14 protein-coding genes and 1 pseudogene are annotated in these 16,161 nt (G+C 60.6%); 6 read left to right on the top strand and 9 right to left on the bottom strand.

Annotation, left to right across the window (positions count from 1 at the left end; translation table 11 throughout):
- Positions 1–98 precede the first annotated feature (98 nt).
- Positions 99–419, top strand: a complete 321-nt coding sequence (locus GIV26_RS01295) for a hypothetical protein (RefSeq protein WP_019817026.1) — start codon at positions 99–101, stop codon at positions 417–419.
- Entirely contained in the window at positions 406–720 is a 315-nt protein-coding gene (locus GIV26_RS01300; RefSeq protein ID WP_019817027.1) for a helix-turn-helix domain-containing protein, read from the top strand. Before GIV26_RS01295 ends, GIV26_RS01300 begins: the two co-directional genes overlap by 14 nt.
- A 22-nt stretch (positions 721–742) precedes the next feature.
- Here GIV26_RS01300 and ddlA read toward each other — a convergent pair whose 3' ends face one another.
- Positions 743–1,840, bottom strand: a complete 1,098-nt coding sequence (gene ddlA, locus GIV26_RS01305) for a D-alanine--D-alanine ligase (RefSeq protein ID WP_236279338.1) — start codon at positions 1,838–1,840, stop codon at positions 743–745.
- A gap of 162 nt (positions 1,841–2,002) precedes the next feature.
- On the opposite strand from ddlA, the gene GIV26_RS01310 reads away from it, so the two are divergent.
- Positions 2,003–2,812 (top strand): AraC family transcriptional regulator, encoded by an 810-nt coding sequence (locus GIV26_RS01310; protein WP_034128111.1) that lies wholly within the window; start codon positions 2,003–2,005, stop codon positions 2,810–2,812.
- 139 nt (positions 2,813–2,951) lie between these two features.
- On the opposite strand, the gene GIV26_RS01315 is transcribed toward GIV26_RS01310, so the two are convergent.
- The 4 genes and pseudogenes from GIV26_RS01315 to GIV26_RS01325 form a co-directional block, all read right to left on the bottom strand.
- Positions 2,952–3,527 carry a flavin reductase family protein gene (locus GIV26_RS01315; RefSeq protein WP_034128112.1) on the bottom strand — a complete coding sequence of 192 codons (576 nt, stop codon included), beginning with the start codon at positions 3,525–3,527 and terminating at the stop codon, positions 2,952–2,954.
- A gap of 60 nt (positions 3,528–3,587) precedes the next feature.
- The gene (locus GIV26_RS27285) at positions 3,588–4,019 is read right to left on the bottom strand and encodes a methyl-accepting chemotaxis protein (RefSeq protein WP_370712620.1); all 432 of its coding nucleotides are present in this window, start codon (positions 4,017–4,019) and stop codon (positions 3,588–3,590) included.
- 108 nt (positions 4,020–4,127) lie between these two features.
- Positions 4,128–4,904: pseudogene (locus GIV26_RS27290) on the bottom strand (PAS domain-containing protein); the annotation flags it as partial.
- 96 nt (positions 4,905–5,000) lie between these two features.
- Positions 5,001–5,333, bottom strand: coding sequence for a DUF2790 domain-containing protein (locus tag GIV26_RS01325; protein WP_014716799.1), 333 nt, complete (start codon positions 5,331–5,333; stop codon positions 5,001–5,003).
- Between the two features lie 226 nt (positions 5,334–5,559).
- Between GIV26_RS01325 and GIV26_RS01330 the strand changes: the two genes are divergently transcribed.
- The 3 genes from GIV26_RS01330 (at position 5,560) to GIV26_RS01340 (ending at position 9,278) form a co-directional block, all read left to right on the top strand.
- Complete coding sequence (locus GIV26_RS01330; protein ID WP_236279339.1) at positions 5,560–6,879, top strand: OprD family porin; 1,320 nt, start codon at positions 5,560–5,562, stop codon at positions 6,877–6,879.
- 336 nt (positions 6,880–7,215) lie between these two features.
- Positions 7,216–7,890 (top strand): heavy metal response regulator transcription factor, encoded by a 675-nt coding sequence (locus tag GIV26_RS01335; RefSeq protein WP_060764123.1) that lies wholly within the window; start codon positions 7,216–7,218, stop codon positions 7,888–7,890.
- Complete coding sequence (locus GIV26_RS01340) at positions 7,887–9,278, top strand: heavy metal sensor histidine kinase (RefSeq protein ID WP_054897166.1); 1,392 nt, start codon at positions 7,887–7,889, stop codon at positions 9,276–9,278. The genes GIV26_RS01335 and GIV26_RS01340 overlap by 4 nt, the downstream gene beginning before the upstream one ends.
- A 143-nt stretch (positions 9,279–9,421) precedes the next feature.
- On the opposite strand, the gene GIV26_RS01345 is transcribed toward GIV26_RS01340, so the two are convergent.
- From GIV26_RS01345 to GIV26_RS01360, 4 genes are all read right to left on the bottom strand, one after another.
- A complete protein-coding gene (locus tag GIV26_RS01345) occupies positions 9,422–12,565 on the bottom strand; it encodes a CusA/CzcA family heavy metal efflux RND transporter (RefSeq protein ID WP_236279340.1) in 3,144 nt (1,047 codons plus the stop codon).
- Positions 12,566–12,583: 18 nt separating this feature from the next.
- Positions 12,584–13,690: an efflux RND transporter periplasmic adaptor subunit gene (locus GIV26_RS01350; RefSeq protein WP_096144137.1), complete on the bottom strand. Its 1,107-nt coding sequence runs from the start codon at positions 13,688–13,690 to the stop codon at positions 12,584–12,586.
- Between the two features lie 19 nt (positions 13,691–13,709).
- Entirely contained in the window at positions 13,710–14,936 is a 1,227-nt protein-coding gene (locus GIV26_RS01355) for a TolC family protein (RefSeq protein ID WP_236279341.1), read from the bottom strand.
- Positions 14,937–15,045: 109 nt separating this feature from the next.
- The gene (locus tag GIV26_RS01360; RefSeq protein ID WP_186526984.1) at positions 15,046–15,951 is read right to left on the bottom strand and encodes a cation diffusion facilitator family transporter; all 906 of its coding nucleotides are present in this window, start codon (positions 15,949–15,951) and stop codon (positions 15,046–15,048) included.
- Between the last annotated feature and the right edge of the window lie 210 nt (positions 15,952–16,161).

Raw genomic sequence — 16,161 nt, forward strand, 5'->3', positions numbered from 1 at the left:
TTTTGCGATAAAAACCTTCTTGAGCAGCCCCATCTCACCTGCGATTTTCTGGCCCGCCCTTTCTTGCCAGAGGCTACGTCAAAGACGTAGAATTTCGCGTGTTCACTCTCATAGAATCCCCTCTCTTCAGCAGGCAATGGCCTGACTATTGGACTGAAGATGAAAAAGGTATCTTCATGGCGTTTCTCGCCAGCCATCCTGATGCTGGAAATGTCATTCCGCGCTCGGGAGGTTGCCGAAAGATACGCTGGAGCATGGAGGGCCGGGGTAAAAGTGGATCAGTGCGGGTCATCTACACCACACAACTGGAGTGCGGAGCAGTCGTCGCGCTACTGATTTATGGCAAGAGCGCCACGGAGAATATTCCGGCACATATCCTGTACAAAATCGCAAAGGAAATGAACCATGCCACTCACTGATAAAGAACTGAAGGAACGTGACGCCAAACGCAATATAGGCGAAGAACTACTCACAGCCATTCAGGATGTCAAAGCGGGACGTTACGGTGCCGTGCAGCACGTTGAGGTCACTCAGGCTGCCGAAGCAAGAAGCAAGACAGGGCTCTCACAACCCAAATTTGCCGAGCTTCTGGGCGTGTCAGTAAGAACCCTTCAAGAATGGGAGCAAGGGCGTCGCGCACCTTCCGGAGCAGCACGTTCGCTACTGCATATTGCGGCCATAAGGCCGGACGTTTTTCGCGAAGTACTCAGTAACGCCTGATCGCGTTACTGCTTCGGGCCAATCACTGGCGGTTGATCTTCAAGCCCTTGCGCCCCGCATGCCGCTCCAACGCCAACTCAATCAACCGACTCACCAACTCGCTATAGCTCATGCCCGCCGCCTGCCACAGCTTGGGGTACATGCTGATGCGGGTAAAACCGGGCAGTGAGTTGATCTCGTTGATCAGCACTTCGCCGTCCTGCGTCAGGAACACATCCACCCGCGCCAACCCGGCGCAGCCCAACACTTCAAACGCCTCAATGGCCAGGCTGCGAATCCGTTCGCTGGCTTCGTGACTGATCGCCGCCGGCACCACCACCTGAGCAGCCTGGCCATCGATGTATTTGCTGTCGTAGGAATAGAAACCACTGCTCACCACGATCTCGCCACAACCGCTGGCGATGGGCTCGTCATTGCCCAGCACGGCGCATTCGATCTCACGGCCCTGGACGGCGGACTCCACCAACACCTTCTCATCAAACCCCAACGCCAGTTCAACGGCAGCGCGGTACTCGGCTTCGCTGCCGACTTTGCTTACCCCCACCGACGAACCCTGGTTGGCGGGCTTGACGAACATCGGCACACCGAGCTTGCCAGCGGCCGTTTCAAACGAGGTGCGCGCCGCATTAGCTCGCGTAAGGGTGATGAACGGCGTGACCGCAATACCCGCGTCGCGCAGCAAGCGCTTGCTGATGTCTTTGTCCATGCACACCGCCGAGCCGAGCACGTCGGAGCCGACGAAGGGCAAGTCGGCCATACGCAGCAAACCTTGCAGGCAGCCGTCTTCGCCGAGGGTGCCGTGGACAATCGGGAAGATCACGTCGATGTGTTCCAGCATGCCCTGCCCGGAGGTTTCCACCACTTGCTGGCTGGCCTTGCCGGGCACCACGGCCAATTCACGGTTGGACTGGTTGAGGGCGATGAGCGCCGGGTTTTCCTGGTTGAGCAGGAAGTTCGAGGTGTCATTAAGGTGCCAGTGACCGGCCTTGTCGATACCGATCAAAACCGGCTCGAAGCGTGAGCGTTCAAGGGCATCGACAATGTTGCGCGCCGATTGCAGCGAGACCTCGTGCTCAGCCGAACGGCCACCAAAAATAATCCCTACCCGCACCTTGCTCATGACCCGGCCTCACTGTTGAAAGTAAGGCTTCTTACCATGGGTGGTTAGCGATTCGCTACCCGATGTGCATTGCCCCACACCTGCACAATCGTACAAGACCCCGGCAGACAACCGGTGCAGACTCAGTTAACGTGTTTCCACTTCCTTTTGTGACAAGTCACCATGGGCAACCCCATCCACTCCCTCGACTGGCTGCACCGCGCGCCCCACGCCAGTGGCCTGGACCGTATCGAGGCGTACTTTGCCGGCTTCGCCTTCGACCCTCATCGCCATGACACGTACGCCATCGGGCGCACGTTGTTCGGCGTACAGAGTTTTCATTATCGCGGCGGCACAACCCACAGCCTGCCCGGCACCACCATGGTGATCCACCCCGATGAAACCCATGACGGCCGTGCCGGCAGCGATGAAGGCTTCAAGTACCGGATGATCTATGTGGAGCCGGCGCTGATCCAGCAGATCCTCGGTGGGCAGCCGTTGCCGTTTATCCCCGGCGGCTTGTCCACCGACCCACGGCTGCACCGCGCCAGCGAAGTGTTGCTGCAAAGCCTGGATTGCCCGATTGACCCGATGCAAGAGCAAGACGCCCTGTTCGACCTGGCCCACGCGCTGAGCGCTGCGTCCGGGGCCATCATCCGCCGTAAATCCTTCGACTACATCGCGGCCGAACGCGCCCGTGAATTCATCCACAGCGCCCTGGGCCGCAGCATCACCCTGGATGAAATTGCCGACCACGCCGGCCGCGACCGGTGGGCGTTATCGCGGGATTTTCGTTTGTTATTCGGCACCAGCCCCTACCGCTACCTGACCATGCGCCGACTGGACCTGGTGCGCCACTTGTTGGCCCAGGGCCAATCGTTGGTGGATGCGGCGATGACCGCAGGCTTCACCGACCAAAGCCACATGACCCGCCAATTTCGCAGCACCTACGGCATGCCGCCATCGCGTTGGGTGAAAATGCTCGGACGCTGAGTACTGGGTTGGAATACGTTCAAACTGTGGGAGCTGGCTTGCCTGCGATGCAGACACCTCGGTACATCAGATACACCGAGGTGATGCCATCGCAGGCAAGCCAGCTCCCACAGTTGATCTTCGTGGCTTTGCGCCTCTGTCAGAGCTGGCGCCCGACAATCGGTTGGCCAATGGCCAGGAAATTCCCGCCCGCCACATGGTGCAACGTGCGCAGTTCATCATGCCCTTCAAAATGCCAGCGGCCCTCGCTGAATACCCGCTCATCAGCATAGGCCGCGACCACTTCGCCCAGGAACAGGTCATAGGCCTGCTGATTATGCGGCTCGGGCAGCAGGCGGCATTCCAGCCAAGCCACGCAGCCTTCCAGCATCGGCGCCTCGGTGTGCTCACCGCTGAAAGTGTGCAGGCCGTAGGCTGCGAATTTGTCGGTTTCAGCACCGCGGGTGTTGCCCACCGTTTGCACCAGATCAGCCTGTGCGGCACAAGGCACTTGCAGTACGAAGGTGCCGGCGCCTTCAAGTAGCTGACGGGTCCAGGTGGCCTTGTCGAGCACCACCGCGACTTTCGGTGGTTCGAAATCCAACGGCATGGCCCAGGCAGCAGCCATGATATTGCGCTGGCCGTTGTGGGCTGCACTCACCAACACGGTCGGCCCGTGGTTGAGCAAACGGTAAGCCTTGGACAATGGGACGGGGCGACGGAACGTAGGGCTCATGGTCGATCAGCTCTGCAAGCGAGAAAAGACCTACGATACCTCAAGCACAAGCCCGACAGGTCAGCTCGACAGCTGATTGGCAAACTGCCCGACCGCACTCACTACTTTTTGCGCACCGTCCTGAATTTCGACGATCACGGTACCCGCCTCCGCCGCCAGGGCCAGGCCCTGCTCGGCTTGCGCACGACCGTCGGCCATCAAGGCCACCGCGTCGCGGGCCATGTCCTGGTTCTGGCGCACCACACCGACAATTTCCTCGGTAGCTTTGCTGGTACGTGACGCCAATTGCCGTACTTCATCGGCCACCACCGCAAAGCCACGCCCCTGCTCACCGGCACGCGCCGCTTCGATGGCGGCGTTGAGCGCCAGCAGGTTGGTTTGCTCGGCAATGCCGCTGATGGTCTTGACGATGCTGCCGATCACTTGGGACTGGGCATTCAACGCCTCGATGCCTTCACCGGCCTGTTGCATGTGCTGGGCCAGGTCGCGCATAACGTCCACGGCCTGGGTGACCACGGTGGTGCCGCGCTGGGCGCTGTCGTCGGTTTGCAAAGAGGTGCTGTAGGCAATATTGGCGGCCTCGGCCACTGCCTGCTCGCGGTTGACCTGGTCGGTAATGACCGTGGCGAACTTGACCACTTTGTACAGCCGCTCATTGGCGTCCAGCACCGGGTTGTAGGTGGCCTCCAACCACACCAGGCGGCCGTGGCTGTCCACACGTTTGAAGCGCGCGGCGACGAACTCACCGGCGTTCAGGCGCTTCCAGAACTGTTGGTATTCGGCACTGTTGTATTCCTGTGGCTCACAGAACATACGGTGATGCTTGCCTTCGATCTGCGCCAGGCTGTATCCCATGGCGCCGAGGAAGCGGTCATTGGCAGTGAGTACATGCCCCTCCAGGTCGAACTCGATCAACGCGGTGGAACGCATCAGTGCAGTGATCAGGTTTTCATGTTCACGCGAGCTCTCGATGGTGCGGGTAAGGTCGCTGGAAAAAATCGAAAACTGCTTGATGCGCCCCTCCGAACTGCGCACCGGCTGCACGATTGAGCGCAACCAGGCTTCCTTGCCATTGCCGCGCATCAGGCGTACGGCGCCGGCAAAGTGTTCGCCGCGGGCCAGCGCGTGCTTGAAGCGCAGTTGGAACTCGTCCTGGCGCACATGTGCCGGCACCAGGTCTTCGATAGCACGCCCGACAATCTCGCCCAGCGAATAAGCCAGTTCCTGCAGGAAGTTGGCATTGGCCCACTCCACACGGCCTTCAGGGTCCAGTGTCAGGCAGAGCATTTCGCTTTCCAGGCTCTCTTTCACCTGGAGCAAGCTCGACAATTCTTCGCGCAGAGCGGTCAGCTCCTGCTTCAGGCGGGTATTGAACATGGGGCACCGTTAGGCAAGTGAGGTAGGTGTACTCACTTGCATCGGCGCTGCCGGGGTTTTCTGAAGAGCACTTGAGCCCTGGGCCGAACTATATTTTCAACCGCCATTGTTACGGCATACGCCCATGACCTGATACTCCAGGGTATTGAGCTTGCCGCTGGAGTCTTCGTAGGTCATGCGCGACGGCACGGCGTTGCACGAGCGGATCGGCGGCGTCACGTTGACGACCTTGGCAATGTCCAGGTCCATGCCATAGCGGTACGCCTGGACTTCGGGCACCGGCTTGCCTTTTTTGATGGCGTAGGCGGCCATGGCTTTCTCATTGCGCTCCATCATCAGGGCAAAGGTGCGGTCCCCACCCCCTTCGGCCAGTGCGCCAAATGACAACACAGCCGTTAATACAGCCAAACCTGCTTTATAAAAGTTCATCGCGGTTTCCTCGACTGAAAAGTTCAGTGTCGAGATTAACCAACCCACCCTGACGGCAGGTTCACCAGAACATTACTTATTTGTTAGATGGTCGTTAGTTTCCAGAATTGTAATGTGCAAGCCATGCAGTTGTTATCCGCCATTTGCAACTATCAGCCAGGGCCAGATCAATAAAAACGCCCGCCTCTATAAGAAGCCGATAACTGCCATCACCGAGGAGCGCATCATGAGCATTCGTCATTACACCCTTCCCTTTTCACTGATGGCTGCACTGCCCATGGCCGCCATGGCAGTGGAGGACAAGCCCGAGGGTTTTATAGAGGGCAGCCGCATCAACGTGCTGGCACGCAACTTCTACTTCAACCGCGATGACCGCAAAGGCCAGTCCAGCCCCACTGGCAATGGTTACTCCGAAGCCTGGGCCCAGGGTTTCATCGGCAAATTCGAATCCGGTTTTACCCAGGGCACCGTGGGTTTTGGCCTGGACGCATTCGCCATGTACGGCCTCACACTTGACTCGGGCAGCGGCCGCAGCGGCGGCAAAGGCTCGTTCGGCGTGCTGCCGGTGAACAGCGACAACCAACCGGAAAACAGCTACAGCAAAATCGGCGGCGCGGCGAAACTGCGCGTGCTGGACACCGTGATCAAGGCCGGCGACGTGTTCCCACTCACCCCGGTGGTGGCCTACGGCGACTCTCGCCTGTTGCCCGAGAGCTTTCGCGGCGTCACCCTGCAAAACACCAGTCTGGAAGGCTTGAGCCTGCAAGGCGGGCGCCTGAGCGGCATGAGCCAGCCCAGTGAAAGCGGCATGAACAAAGGCTTTGCCACCTTCTATGCAGGCAAGGTCGACTCGCCCTGGATCGCCTACTTCGGCGGTGACTACCAGCTCAACAGCCATCTGGGCTTTAGCCTGTACAGCAGCCGCTTGAAGGACGCCTGGGATCAGTACTACTTCGGCAGCAATGCCAATTACGCATTGACCGACGACGTGTCATTGTTCGGCGACTTCAACTACTACAAGGCCGTGGACGAAGGCCAGAAACGGCTCGGCGAGTTCGACAACAACATCTGGAGCGCCAGGCTCGGGGTCAAGGTCGGTGCCCACAGCGTGGCCGTGTCGCACCAGCGTAACAACGGCGACGATGACTTCGACTACCTGCGCCAATCAGACTCGATCTTCCTCAATAACTCGATCCAGTACAGCGACTTCAACGCGCCCAAGGAGCGCTCATGGATGGTGCGCTACGACCTGGACATGCAAGCGTTCGGCATTCCCGGCTTGTCGTTCATGACCCGCTACGGCAAAGGCACCGGCGCCGACTATAGCAACGCCAATGCCGTGTATATGCGCCGCGATGCAGCGGGTAACCCCTTGACCGATCAACGCCGCTGGGAACGGGATATCGAGGCCAAATACGTGGTGCAAAGTGGGCGTTTGAAGGATTTTTCCCTGCGCTTGCGCCAGGCCACCGTGCGCTCCAGTGCGTTTGAATCAGACCTGGAAGAAGTTCGTCTGATTGCCGAATACCCATTGATCGTGCTGTAGCCCTTACATTCGCTCGCGATTAACTAACATCTGTTCACAAATAGCCAGTTATCAAAATTGTAATATTGGCCTCAGCTTCTCGTTAAGTGGAACTTTCTATACTCGCTTCAACTTATTCACCCGAGCACATTCATCTCTGAAGCTTTTGTGTAGCTCCTTTGGAAAGAGATGAATTTTTAACGCCCCGCTTGGGGCGTTTTTTTTGCCTGCGACACATGCGACCGACGGTCGCAGTTGACCCTAAAGCTACTTTAGCCTTCAGACTTTTCCCACTTCCGAACCCGCCGCCATAGGGACATGGGCGCCTTCTCTCCCCTAATTCAAGAGGTAACCCCCATGCGTATTCTTGTGGTTGAAGACGAGCAGAAAACCGCCGACTACCTGCAACAGGGCCTGAACGAAAGTGGCTACGTGGTCGACTGCGCCGCCAATGGTATCGACGGCCTGCACCTGGCCGGGCAACACGCCTATGAACTGGTGATTCTGGACGTGAACCTGCCGGGCAAGGATGGCTGGCAAGTACTGGAACAATTGCGCCGCAACGGCACCCAGCGCGTGATGATGCTCACCGCCCGTGGCCGGCTGGCTGACAAGATCAAGGGCCTGGACATGGGCGCCGACGATTATCTGGTCAAGCCGTTCGAGTTTCCCGAACTGCTGGCCCGCGTGCGCACCCTGATGCGTCGCAGCGAGCACATTCCACAGCCGGAAGTGTTCCGCGTCTCGGACCTGGAACTGGACCCGCGCCGCCACCGCGCTTATCGCGGCACCCGGCGCATCGACCTGACCACCAAGGAGTTCGCGCTGTTGCAAGTGCTCATGCGCCAGGCCGGCGAAGTGCTGACCCGCACACAGATTATTTCCTTGGTCTGGGACATGAATTTCGACTGCGACACCAACGTGGTCGAAGTCTCCATCAGCCGCCTGCGCGCCAAGGTGGATGACCAGAGCGAGGTCAAGCTGATCCACACTATTCGCGGCGTAGGCTACGTGCTGGAAGCGCGCCCATGAAGACCGGCAGCCTGTCGATGCGCCTGGGCCTGACGGTCAGCCTGATGGGCGCGGGCCTGGTGTTGCTGCTGGCGACCCTGGCCTACCTGGCCCTCACCCATGAGCTGGAAAAACTCGCGCGAAAAAACCTGGAAAGCAAGATGGAACAGATCCAGCACAGCCTGGCCCTGGGCCTGGACGCCCATGCCATCCGCGCCCGCCCGCACTCGCTGATGGACCTGGTGATCGGCCACGACAATTTCCACCTGACCATCGTCGGCACCGCGCCCGATAACAGTGTGCTGCTGAACGTCGGCAGCAAGCCCCAGGAACCACTGCTCACCGACTTCAAGCCACGGGAAACCCTGGGCTACCTCAATTGGGTCGACAGCTACGGCAACCAGGTACTCAGTGCCTCCAGCTTGATGCGCCTGGCCAACGGTGAACGCGTGCGGGTGCTGCTGTCCCTGGACCGCATGGACGACCAGGCATTGCTCAGTGCCTACCTGCGCGCCACGCTGATTGCGCTGCCGCTACTGCTGATACTGATTGGCATGGGCGCCTGGTGGCTGGTGCAACGGGGCCTGGCGCCGTTGAAGCAGTTCAGCCAGGTGGCGGCGAAAGTCACCACCCAAGACCTCACCCATCGCTTGTCTGTGGACAACCTGCCCCACGAACTGGGTGAACTCGCCCACGGCATCAACGTGATGCTCGACCGCCTGGATGCCGGTGTGCAGCAACTCTCGCAATTCTCCGATGACCTGGCCCACGAACTGCGCGCGCCCTTGACCAACCTGATGGGCAAGGCCCAGTTGACCCTGTCGCGCCAGCGCCCGCCGCAGGAATACAAGGCGGTGCTGGAATCCAACACCGAAGAACTCGAACGCCTGGCGCGAATTGTCAGCGACATGCTGTTTCTGGCGCAGGTCAGCCATCCGGCGGCGCGGGCCTCATTCACCGAGGTGTCCCTGGCCCAGGAAGCCCAGCGCGTGATGGAGTTGTTTGCCCTGAGCGCCGAAGATAAAGGCGTCACCCTGAGCCTGCGCGGCGATGCCTGGGTGACCGGCGACCGACTGATGATCCAGCGGGCGATTTCCAACTTGCTCTCCAATGCCATTCGCCACACACCCGAGGCCTCTACCGTGTTGCTGTTGGTGGAGACCTACGAGCAGAGCGTATCGCTGTCGGTGGGCAACCCGGGGCGAGGCATTGAAGCGCACCACCTGCCGCACCTGTTCGAACGTTTCTACCGCGCCGATAGCAGTCGTACCCGCGCCGAGGGCGGCACCGGGTTGGGGTTGGCCATTGTGAAGTCGATCATGCATTTGCATCAGGGCCATGCGCATGTCACCAGCCAGCTTGGGCGTTTTACGCGGTTCAGCCTGGTGTTTCCTTCAAAGCCAGCCTAGGCCCAATGTAGGAGCGAGCTTGCTCGCGAAAAACGTCAACGATAACGCGTGTTTCCTGAATAAACGCGGCGCCTGTGGGTTTTTCGCGAGCAAGCTCGCTCCTACAGAGGGTAAGCCCGCACATTGCGGCGTTTTCACGGTTGTCAGGCGGTCTCTTCATCGCGGCGATGAGCCCATTGGTACAACGCCGGCAGCACCAGCAAGGTCAGCAAAGTCGAAGAAATAATCCCGCCAATCACCACCGTCGCCAATGGACGCTGCACTTCGGCGCCGGTGCCGGTGGCGAGTGCCATGGGGATAAACCCGAGGGACGCCACCAGCGCGGTCATCAGTACCGGGCGCAAGCGGGTCAACGCGCCTTCGTGGATCGCCACCGATAACGAGCGGCCTTCCTCGCGCAGGTTTCGGATGAACGCGATCATCACCAGGCCATTAAGCACCGCCACGCCCGACAAGGCGATAAAGCCCACACCCGCCGAAATCGACAGCGGAATATCACGCAGCCACAAGGCCATGATCCCGCCGGTGAGCGCGAAGGGGATGCCGGTAAACACCAGCAGGCCGTCCTTGAGGTTGTTGAACATCATGAACAGCAACCCGAACACCAACAGCAACGCTACCGGCACCACGATGCGCAAGCGTTCGGAAGCCTCCTTCAACTGTTCGAACTGGCCGCCCCAGGTGGTCCAGTAACCGGCAGGGACTTTCACCTGGGTAGTGATGGCGGCTTCGGCCTCCTCGACAAACGAGCCGATATCGCGCCCGCGCACGTTGGCGCTGACGATCACCAGGCGCTTGCCGTTCTCGCGGCTGATCTGGTTGGGGCCCAGCACCAGGTCGAGGCTGGCAACCTGGGACAAGGCGATAAAGCCCAACTGCCCCGAGGTACTACTCGCCAGCGCCGGCACCGGGATCAACAGCCGTGACAAGCCGTCGATATCGGTGCGCAACGTGTCGGACAAGCGCACCACCATGTCAAAACGCCGATCACCCTCGTACAGCGTACCGGCCTGGCGCCCACCGACAGCGACGGCGATGGTGTCCTGCACATCACCCACATTCAGGCCGAAGCGAGCGGCCTTGTCGCGGTCGATATTGATGGTCAGCACCGGCAGGCCGGAGGTCTGTTCCACCTTCACTTCCGAGGCGCCGTTGAGCTTCTGCAAGGTCTCGGCGATTTCCCCGGCAGTCTGGTTGAGCACCGCCATATCATCGCCGAACACCTTCACCGCCACATCGCTGCGCACTCCGGAAATCAGCTCGTTGAAGCGCAACTGGATCGGCTGCGAGAGCTCATACACGCTGCCCGGCACAATCGCGCTGGCCCGTTGGATATCGGCGATGATTGCCTCGCGGGACTTCTTCGGGTTCGGCCATTGGTCCTTGGGTTTGAGCATCACGTAGCTGTCGGAAATATTCGGCGGCATCGGGTCGGAGGCGATTTCCGCCGTACCGGTGCGCGCAAACACCCGCTCGATTTCCGGCACTTGGGCCAGTAAGGTTTTTTCCAGTTGCTGCTGCATCTGCACTGATTGGGTCAGGCTGGTGCCAGGCACACGCAGCGCCTGTTGGGCAAAGTCACCTTCGCTGAGGCTGGGGATAAATTCACTGCCCATGCGGCTGGCGACCAACCCCGACACGACGATGGTCAGTGCGGCCAGGCCGAACACCAGGGGCCGACGCACCATCACCCAGTTGAGCACCGGGTCATACACCCGACGCGCACTGCGCATGACGAAGTTTTCTTCTTCCTTGACCTTGCCGGTGACGAACAACGCAATCGCCGCCGGTACGAAGGTCACCGACAGAATCATCGCGCCGAGCAAGGCAATCACCACGGTGAAGGCCATGGGGTGGAACATCTTCCCGGCCACGCCCGTGAGAGCGAAGATCGGCAGGTACACCACCATGATGATCAACTGCCCGAAGATCAGCGCGCGTCGTGCCTCCTTGGCCGCGGCGAACACTTCGTGCAGGCGTTCACTGCGGGTCAGCAACCGGCCGTGGCGCTGCTGTGCGTGGGCCAGACGGCGGATGGCGTTCTCGACGATCACCACCGCACCGTCAACGATAATGCCGAAGTCCAGCGCGCCCAGGCTCATCAGGTTGGCGCTGACTTTGTTGGTGAACATGCCGGTGAAGGTGAACAGCATCGCCAGCGGAATCACCATTGCCGTGATCAGCGCCGCACGGATGTTGCCCAGAAACAGAAACAACACCGCCACCACCAGCAACGCACCTTCGAAAAGGTTTTTCTTCACCGTGGCGATGGCTTTTTCCACCAGGTTGGTGCGGTCGTAAACAGTGACCGCCACCACGCCTTCGGGCAGCGAGCGGTTGATCTCCTCAAGCTTTTTCGCCACCGCCTGGGACACGCTGCGGCTGTTCTCGCCGATCAACATGAACACCGTGCCCAGCACCACCTCACGGCCATTTTCGGTGGCGGCGCCGGTACGCAGCTCACGACCAATGTCGACCTGGGCCACATTGCGCACGCGGATCGGTGTGCCGTCCGAGGTGGTGATGACAATGTTGGCGATGTCGTCGATAGACGCCACCTGGCCAGGCGCGCGGATCAACAACTGTTCGCCGCTGCGCTCGATATAGCCGGCGCCGACGTTGGCGTTGTTGCGCTCCAGCGCCGTGACCAAATCGTTGAGGGTCAGGTTGTAAGCGGCCAGGCGCTTGGGGTCTGGCGCAATCTGATATTCCTTGGCGAAGCCGCCGATGGTATTGATCTCGGCCACGCCTGGCACGTTGCGCAGTTGCGGTTTGATGATCCAGTCCTGGATCACCCGCAGGTCGGTGGGGGTGTAAGGCGTACCGTCCTCTTTGCGCACACCGTCCTCGGCTTCGACGGTCCACAGGAAAATTTCCCCAAGGCCAGTGGAAATCGGCCCCATCGCGGTTTCGATGCCGTCAGGCAATTGCTCACGGGCCACTTGCAGGCGTTCGTTGACCAATTGGCGGGCGAAGAACAGGTCGGTGCCGTCCTTGAAAATCACCGTGACCTGGGACAAACCGGAACGCGACAGCGATCGCGTCTGCTGCAGGCCCGGTAGGCCGGCCATGGCGGTTTCGATGGGAAAGGTGACGCGCTGCTCGGTTTCCAGCGGCGAAAAACCGGCCGCCGCCGAGTTGATCTGCACCTGTACGTTGGTGATGTCAGGCACTGCGTCGATGGGCAGTTTCTGATAGCTGGCGATGCCGACACAGGCCATCAACAGCACCGCCAGCAACACGATGATGCGCTGCTCGATGGCGAATTGGATAAGGCGCTCAAACATGGGGAATCACTCGCAGGATCAATGGGCGTGTTCGGCCGAGCCTTTGCCCAGTTCGGACTTGAGGATGAAGCTGCCAGCCGTCGCCACCTGCGCGCCGGCCTCCAGGCCTTTGCGCACTTCGACGTAGCCGTTTTCACTGACGCCCAGTTCAAGATGGCGGGTGATAAAGCCGTCCGCGGTGCGCACAAACACCGAGGGTTTGTCCTCGACGGTCTGGATAGCGGTTTGCGGCACGGCCACCTTGGCCTGATAAGTATCGGTGGCCACTTGCACGGCCACGAACAAGCCCGGGCGCCAGGCGTCATCGGGGTTGGGGACCGTCACGCGCACGGTGGCGGTGCGCGTCTGCTCACCGAGCAAGTTGCCCACATAGGCCACGGTGCCCAGCACTTCGGTGCCCATTTCCGTCGAGCTGACTTTCACCGGTTTGCCCACGCGAACCTTGTTCAAGTCCTTGGGAAATACGCCGAAGGTGACCCACACCTGGGACAGATCCGAGAGGGTAAAGGCATTGCTGGTTTCACTGACCACCTCGCCCACCCCCAGGTGTTTTTCCACCACCACACCGGCGAAGGGCGCACGCAGTTCATAACGATTGCCGCCGGCCAGTACCGCGCTGCCGCTGAGCGCAGTCATTTTTTGCCGCGCATTGTTCAGGGCGATTTCGGCTTCTTGCAGAGTTTGCCGCGCCAGCAGGTAATCCTGTTCGGCAGAAATTTTGTCCTGCCACAACTGACGCTCGCGCTGGAAGGTGGTGCGCGCCAGTTCGACTCGGCGCTCGCTGGCGGCCAATTCGCTGCGCTGGTCGGAAATCTGCTGGCTGGCGATCACCGCCAACAGCTCACCCTTCTTCACCGACTGGCCCAGGTTGACCTTCACCGCCTCCACCACGCCTGCCGCACGGGGCACGATATGGGAGGTACGGTCTTCATCAAAACGCACTTCGCCCGGCAGCGTCAGCACGGTGCTGATGGCACGCGGTTGCGCCTGGGCCAACTGGATGCCGGCGGCTTGAATCTGCTGCTCGGTGAGTTCGAGCTTGCCTTCTTCTTCCTCGGCGTGGGCGAAGCCGGAAAGCATCAGGCCCAGGGCGACGGCGAGCGCCATGCCATGTTTTTTGTTCATCAGGAGACTCCAGGAAAAATCAAAAGCGGGCGAGGTCGCCGTAAATGCGTTCGATGCGTACCCAGGCCTCGGTGGCCTGGGCGGTGGCCGCAAGGTATTGGGTGCGGGCCGCGATCAAGGTGCGCTGGGCGTCGAGCACGTCGAGGAAGTTGAACTTGCCCATCTCGAAGCCACGGGTGGCGCTGTCTACCGCACTTTGTGCGGCGGGCAGGATCTGCTGGTTGAACGCGCGCACTTCGGTATTTGCCGTTTGCCATAGGTCCAGGGCCTGGCGGGTTTCGGTGCGCAGGCGCAGCTCGGCGGCGTTGCGCAGGTCGCGGGCCTGGTCGGCGCGTCGAGTGGCCGCGAGGATGTTGCCCTGGTTGCGGTTGAACAGCGGGATCGGCATCGACACGCCCACCAGGTTCACCCGTTCGCGCACACTGGCGTCGTATTGGCTGCCGATCGACACGTCCAGGTCAGAAATGCGCTGGGCTTTTTCCAGGCCCACGCTGGCTTCGTTCTGCACAATGCTGAGTTCGGCCAGGCGCAATTCGGCAGTTTGCTCAAGGCGTGCCAGCAATGGCGCGGCGGCGGGTAACGCCGGTACCGAGGTGCTTGGCGTGGCGACGGCCTGGAAGTCGGTGGCGGCGCTGCCGGTACTGGTGGCGAGGCGACGGTAGGCGTCAGTGAGGCCAATCTGTGCGCGGTTCAATTCCAGACGGATTTCCGACACCTGCACCTGGGCGCGAGTGGCTTCCACCGGCGACGACTTGCCAGCGGTGACGCGCCCATTGGCGACCACTAGCCCGCGCTCGGCAAGCGTCATGGAGCGTTGCGCCAGGTCAAGGCGTTCCTGGGCGCGCAGGGCGCCGTAGTAGCTGTCGATGATCTCGGCACGCAACTGGTTGCGACGCTGCTCCAGGGTCAGCGCGGCGGCATCCTGGGCGCGGGTGGCCACCTCGATGCGTGCACCGCGCTTGCCGCCCAGTTCAAGGGTCTGGCTGAGTTTGATGCTGGTGGTGCGGCTGTTGCGGCGGGTGTCTTCGGCGTCCCAGGAGGCCACCGGGTTGGGGATCAGGCCGGCCTGTTGCCGGCCGCCTTGGGCGATGTCGATTTCCCATTGTGCGGCCGCCAGGTCCGGGTTGTTGGCGAAGGCGGTTTGCAAGGCTGCATCGAGGGTGAGGGGTTGTGCCTGGGCGGCGTTTGCGGATATCCACACTACCAGTGCCGCCGCCCCCAACAGTGTTCTAACGAAAATTGCCATAACGAGAGTTCCACGCCCATGAAGTCGCTGAGGTTTCCCAGCGGGGGCAATGTAGCTTTCGGTACTTATCAGGGCCGTGGGCGAAAGATTACAAATCCGTTAGCCAGGCTCAGGCATGCACTTCGTCGTGATCGTCATGTTGAAAACCCTCGCCCTCGACCTGGATCGTGGCATGGGAAATATCGAATTGTTCGTGCAGTAATTCCGTCACTTGGCTGAGGATCTGTTGCTCGCTGCCTTGGGACGCATCCGCGACCAGATGCGTACTCAGCACGTTCTTGCCACTGGTGAGGGCCCAGATATGCAGGTCGTGCACGTCCCTGACCCCCGGCACGCTGCGGATGGCCTGCTCCACCTGCTCGATGTCCACACCCTCCGGCACACCTTGCAGCAGGATGTTCATGCTCGCCTTAAGCAACGTCCAGGTGCGCGGCAATACCCAAAAGCCGATGGCGGCCGCGACCACGGAGTCAACCCAACCCCAGCCAGTGAACATGATCACCAGCGCGGCAATGATCACGCCGACGGAGCCCAGCATGTCGCTCCAGACTTCCAGGTAGGCGCCCTTGACGTTAAGGCTCTCGCCACTGGCAGCGCTGAGCAGGCGCATGGAGATCAGGTTGACCACCAGCCCCAGCAGCGCAATCACCAGCATGCCGGTGGACTGGATCTCGGCGGGCGCCTGCAGCCGTTGGTAAGCCTCGTACAAGATGTAGAACGCCACGGCGAACAGCAGTAATGCATTGAAGGCGGCCGCCAGGATCTCGAACCGCGCATAACCAAAGGTGCGCTTGCGGTCTGCCGGGCGCTTGGCGACCTGGATCGCCACCAGGGAAATCGCCAGGGCCAGGGCGTCGGTCATCATGTGCGCCGCGTCCGACAACAGCGCCAGGCTGCCGGTGATAAAAGCGCCGATGACTTCGGCCAGCATGAAGCTGCCGGTCAGCCCCAGGGCGATCCATAACTTGCGTTCGTGGCCGGCGCGTACTTGGGCGTGGCTGTGTCCTGCGCTCATGAAATGTCCTCGTGGGTTGGGATGGGGCGGATCATAGAGCTATAGGCCAGTTCCACTGGCATGGTTTGCAAAATTGTCATCTGAGCGCCAGAGCGTCGTTAGCTTCGGGCGCACCAAAATCGTTCATGCACGCGCTGGGGGAGCTCTATCAGGTATGCTTTTCCGGCTGAAACAAAAAGAAACATATTAGCCAACCTGCTCGATAAGGAG

Origin of the sequence: Pseudomonas sp. PA-1-3F, assembly GCF_021609665.1 — a bacterium.
GTDB lineage: Bacteria > Pseudomonadota > Gammaproteobacteria > Pseudomonadales > Pseudomonadaceae > Aquipseudomonas > Aquipseudomonas paracarnis.

Excerpts from the sequence above, each read along its gene's own strand:
- GIV26_RS01300 (WP_019817027.1), top strand. The coding sequence starts at position 406 with ATGCCACTCACTGATAAAGAACTGAAGGAACGTGACGCCAAACGCAAT.
- ddlA (WP_236279338.1), bottom strand. The coding sequence starts at position 1,840 with ATGAGCAAGGTGCGGGTAGGGATTATTTTTGGTGGCCGTTCGGCTGAG.
- GIV26_RS01310 (WP_034128111.1), top strand. The coding sequence starts at position 2,003 with ATGGGCAACCCCATCCACTCCCTCGACTGGCTGCACCGCGCGCCCCAC.
- GIV26_RS01315 (WP_034128112.1), bottom strand. The coding sequence starts at position 3,527 with ATGAGCCCTACGTTCCGTCGCCCCGTCCCATTGTCCAAGGCTTACCGT.
- GIV26_RS27285 (WP_370712620.1), bottom strand. The coding sequence starts at position 4,019 with ATGCGCGACCTGGCCCAGCACATGCAACAGGCCGGTGAAGGCATCGAG.
- GIV26_RS01325 (WP_014716799.1), bottom strand. The coding sequence starts at position 5,333 with ATGAACTTTTATAAAGCAGGTTTGGCTGTATTAACGGCTGTGTTGTCA.
- GIV26_RS01330 (WP_236279339.1), top strand. The coding sequence starts at position 5,560 with ATGAGCATTCGTCATTACACCCTTCCCTTTTCACTGATGGCTGCACTG.
- GIV26_RS01335 (WP_060764123.1), top strand. The coding sequence starts at position 7,216 with ATGCGTATTCTTGTGGTTGAAGACGAGCAGAAAACCGCCGACTACCTG.
- GIV26_RS01340 (WP_054897166.1), top strand. The coding sequence starts at position 7,887 with ATGAAGACCGGCAGCCTGTCGATGCGCCTGGGCCTGACGGTCAGCCTG.
- GIV26_RS01345 (WP_236279340.1), bottom strand. The coding sequence starts at position 12,565 with ATGTTTGAGCGCCTTATCCAATTCGCCATCGAGCAGCGCATCATCGTG.
- GIV26_RS01350 (WP_096144137.1), bottom strand. The coding sequence starts at position 13,690 with ATGAACAAAAAACATGGCATGGCGCTCGCCGTCGCCCTGGGCCTGATG.
- GIV26_RS01355 (WP_236279341.1), bottom strand. The coding sequence starts at position 14,936 with ATGGCAATTTTCGTTAGAACACTGTTGGGGGCGGCGGCACTGGTAGTG.
- GIV26_RS01360 (WP_186526984.1), bottom strand. The coding sequence starts at position 15,951 with ATGAGCGCAGGACACAGCCACGCCCAAGTACGCGCCGGCCACGAACGC.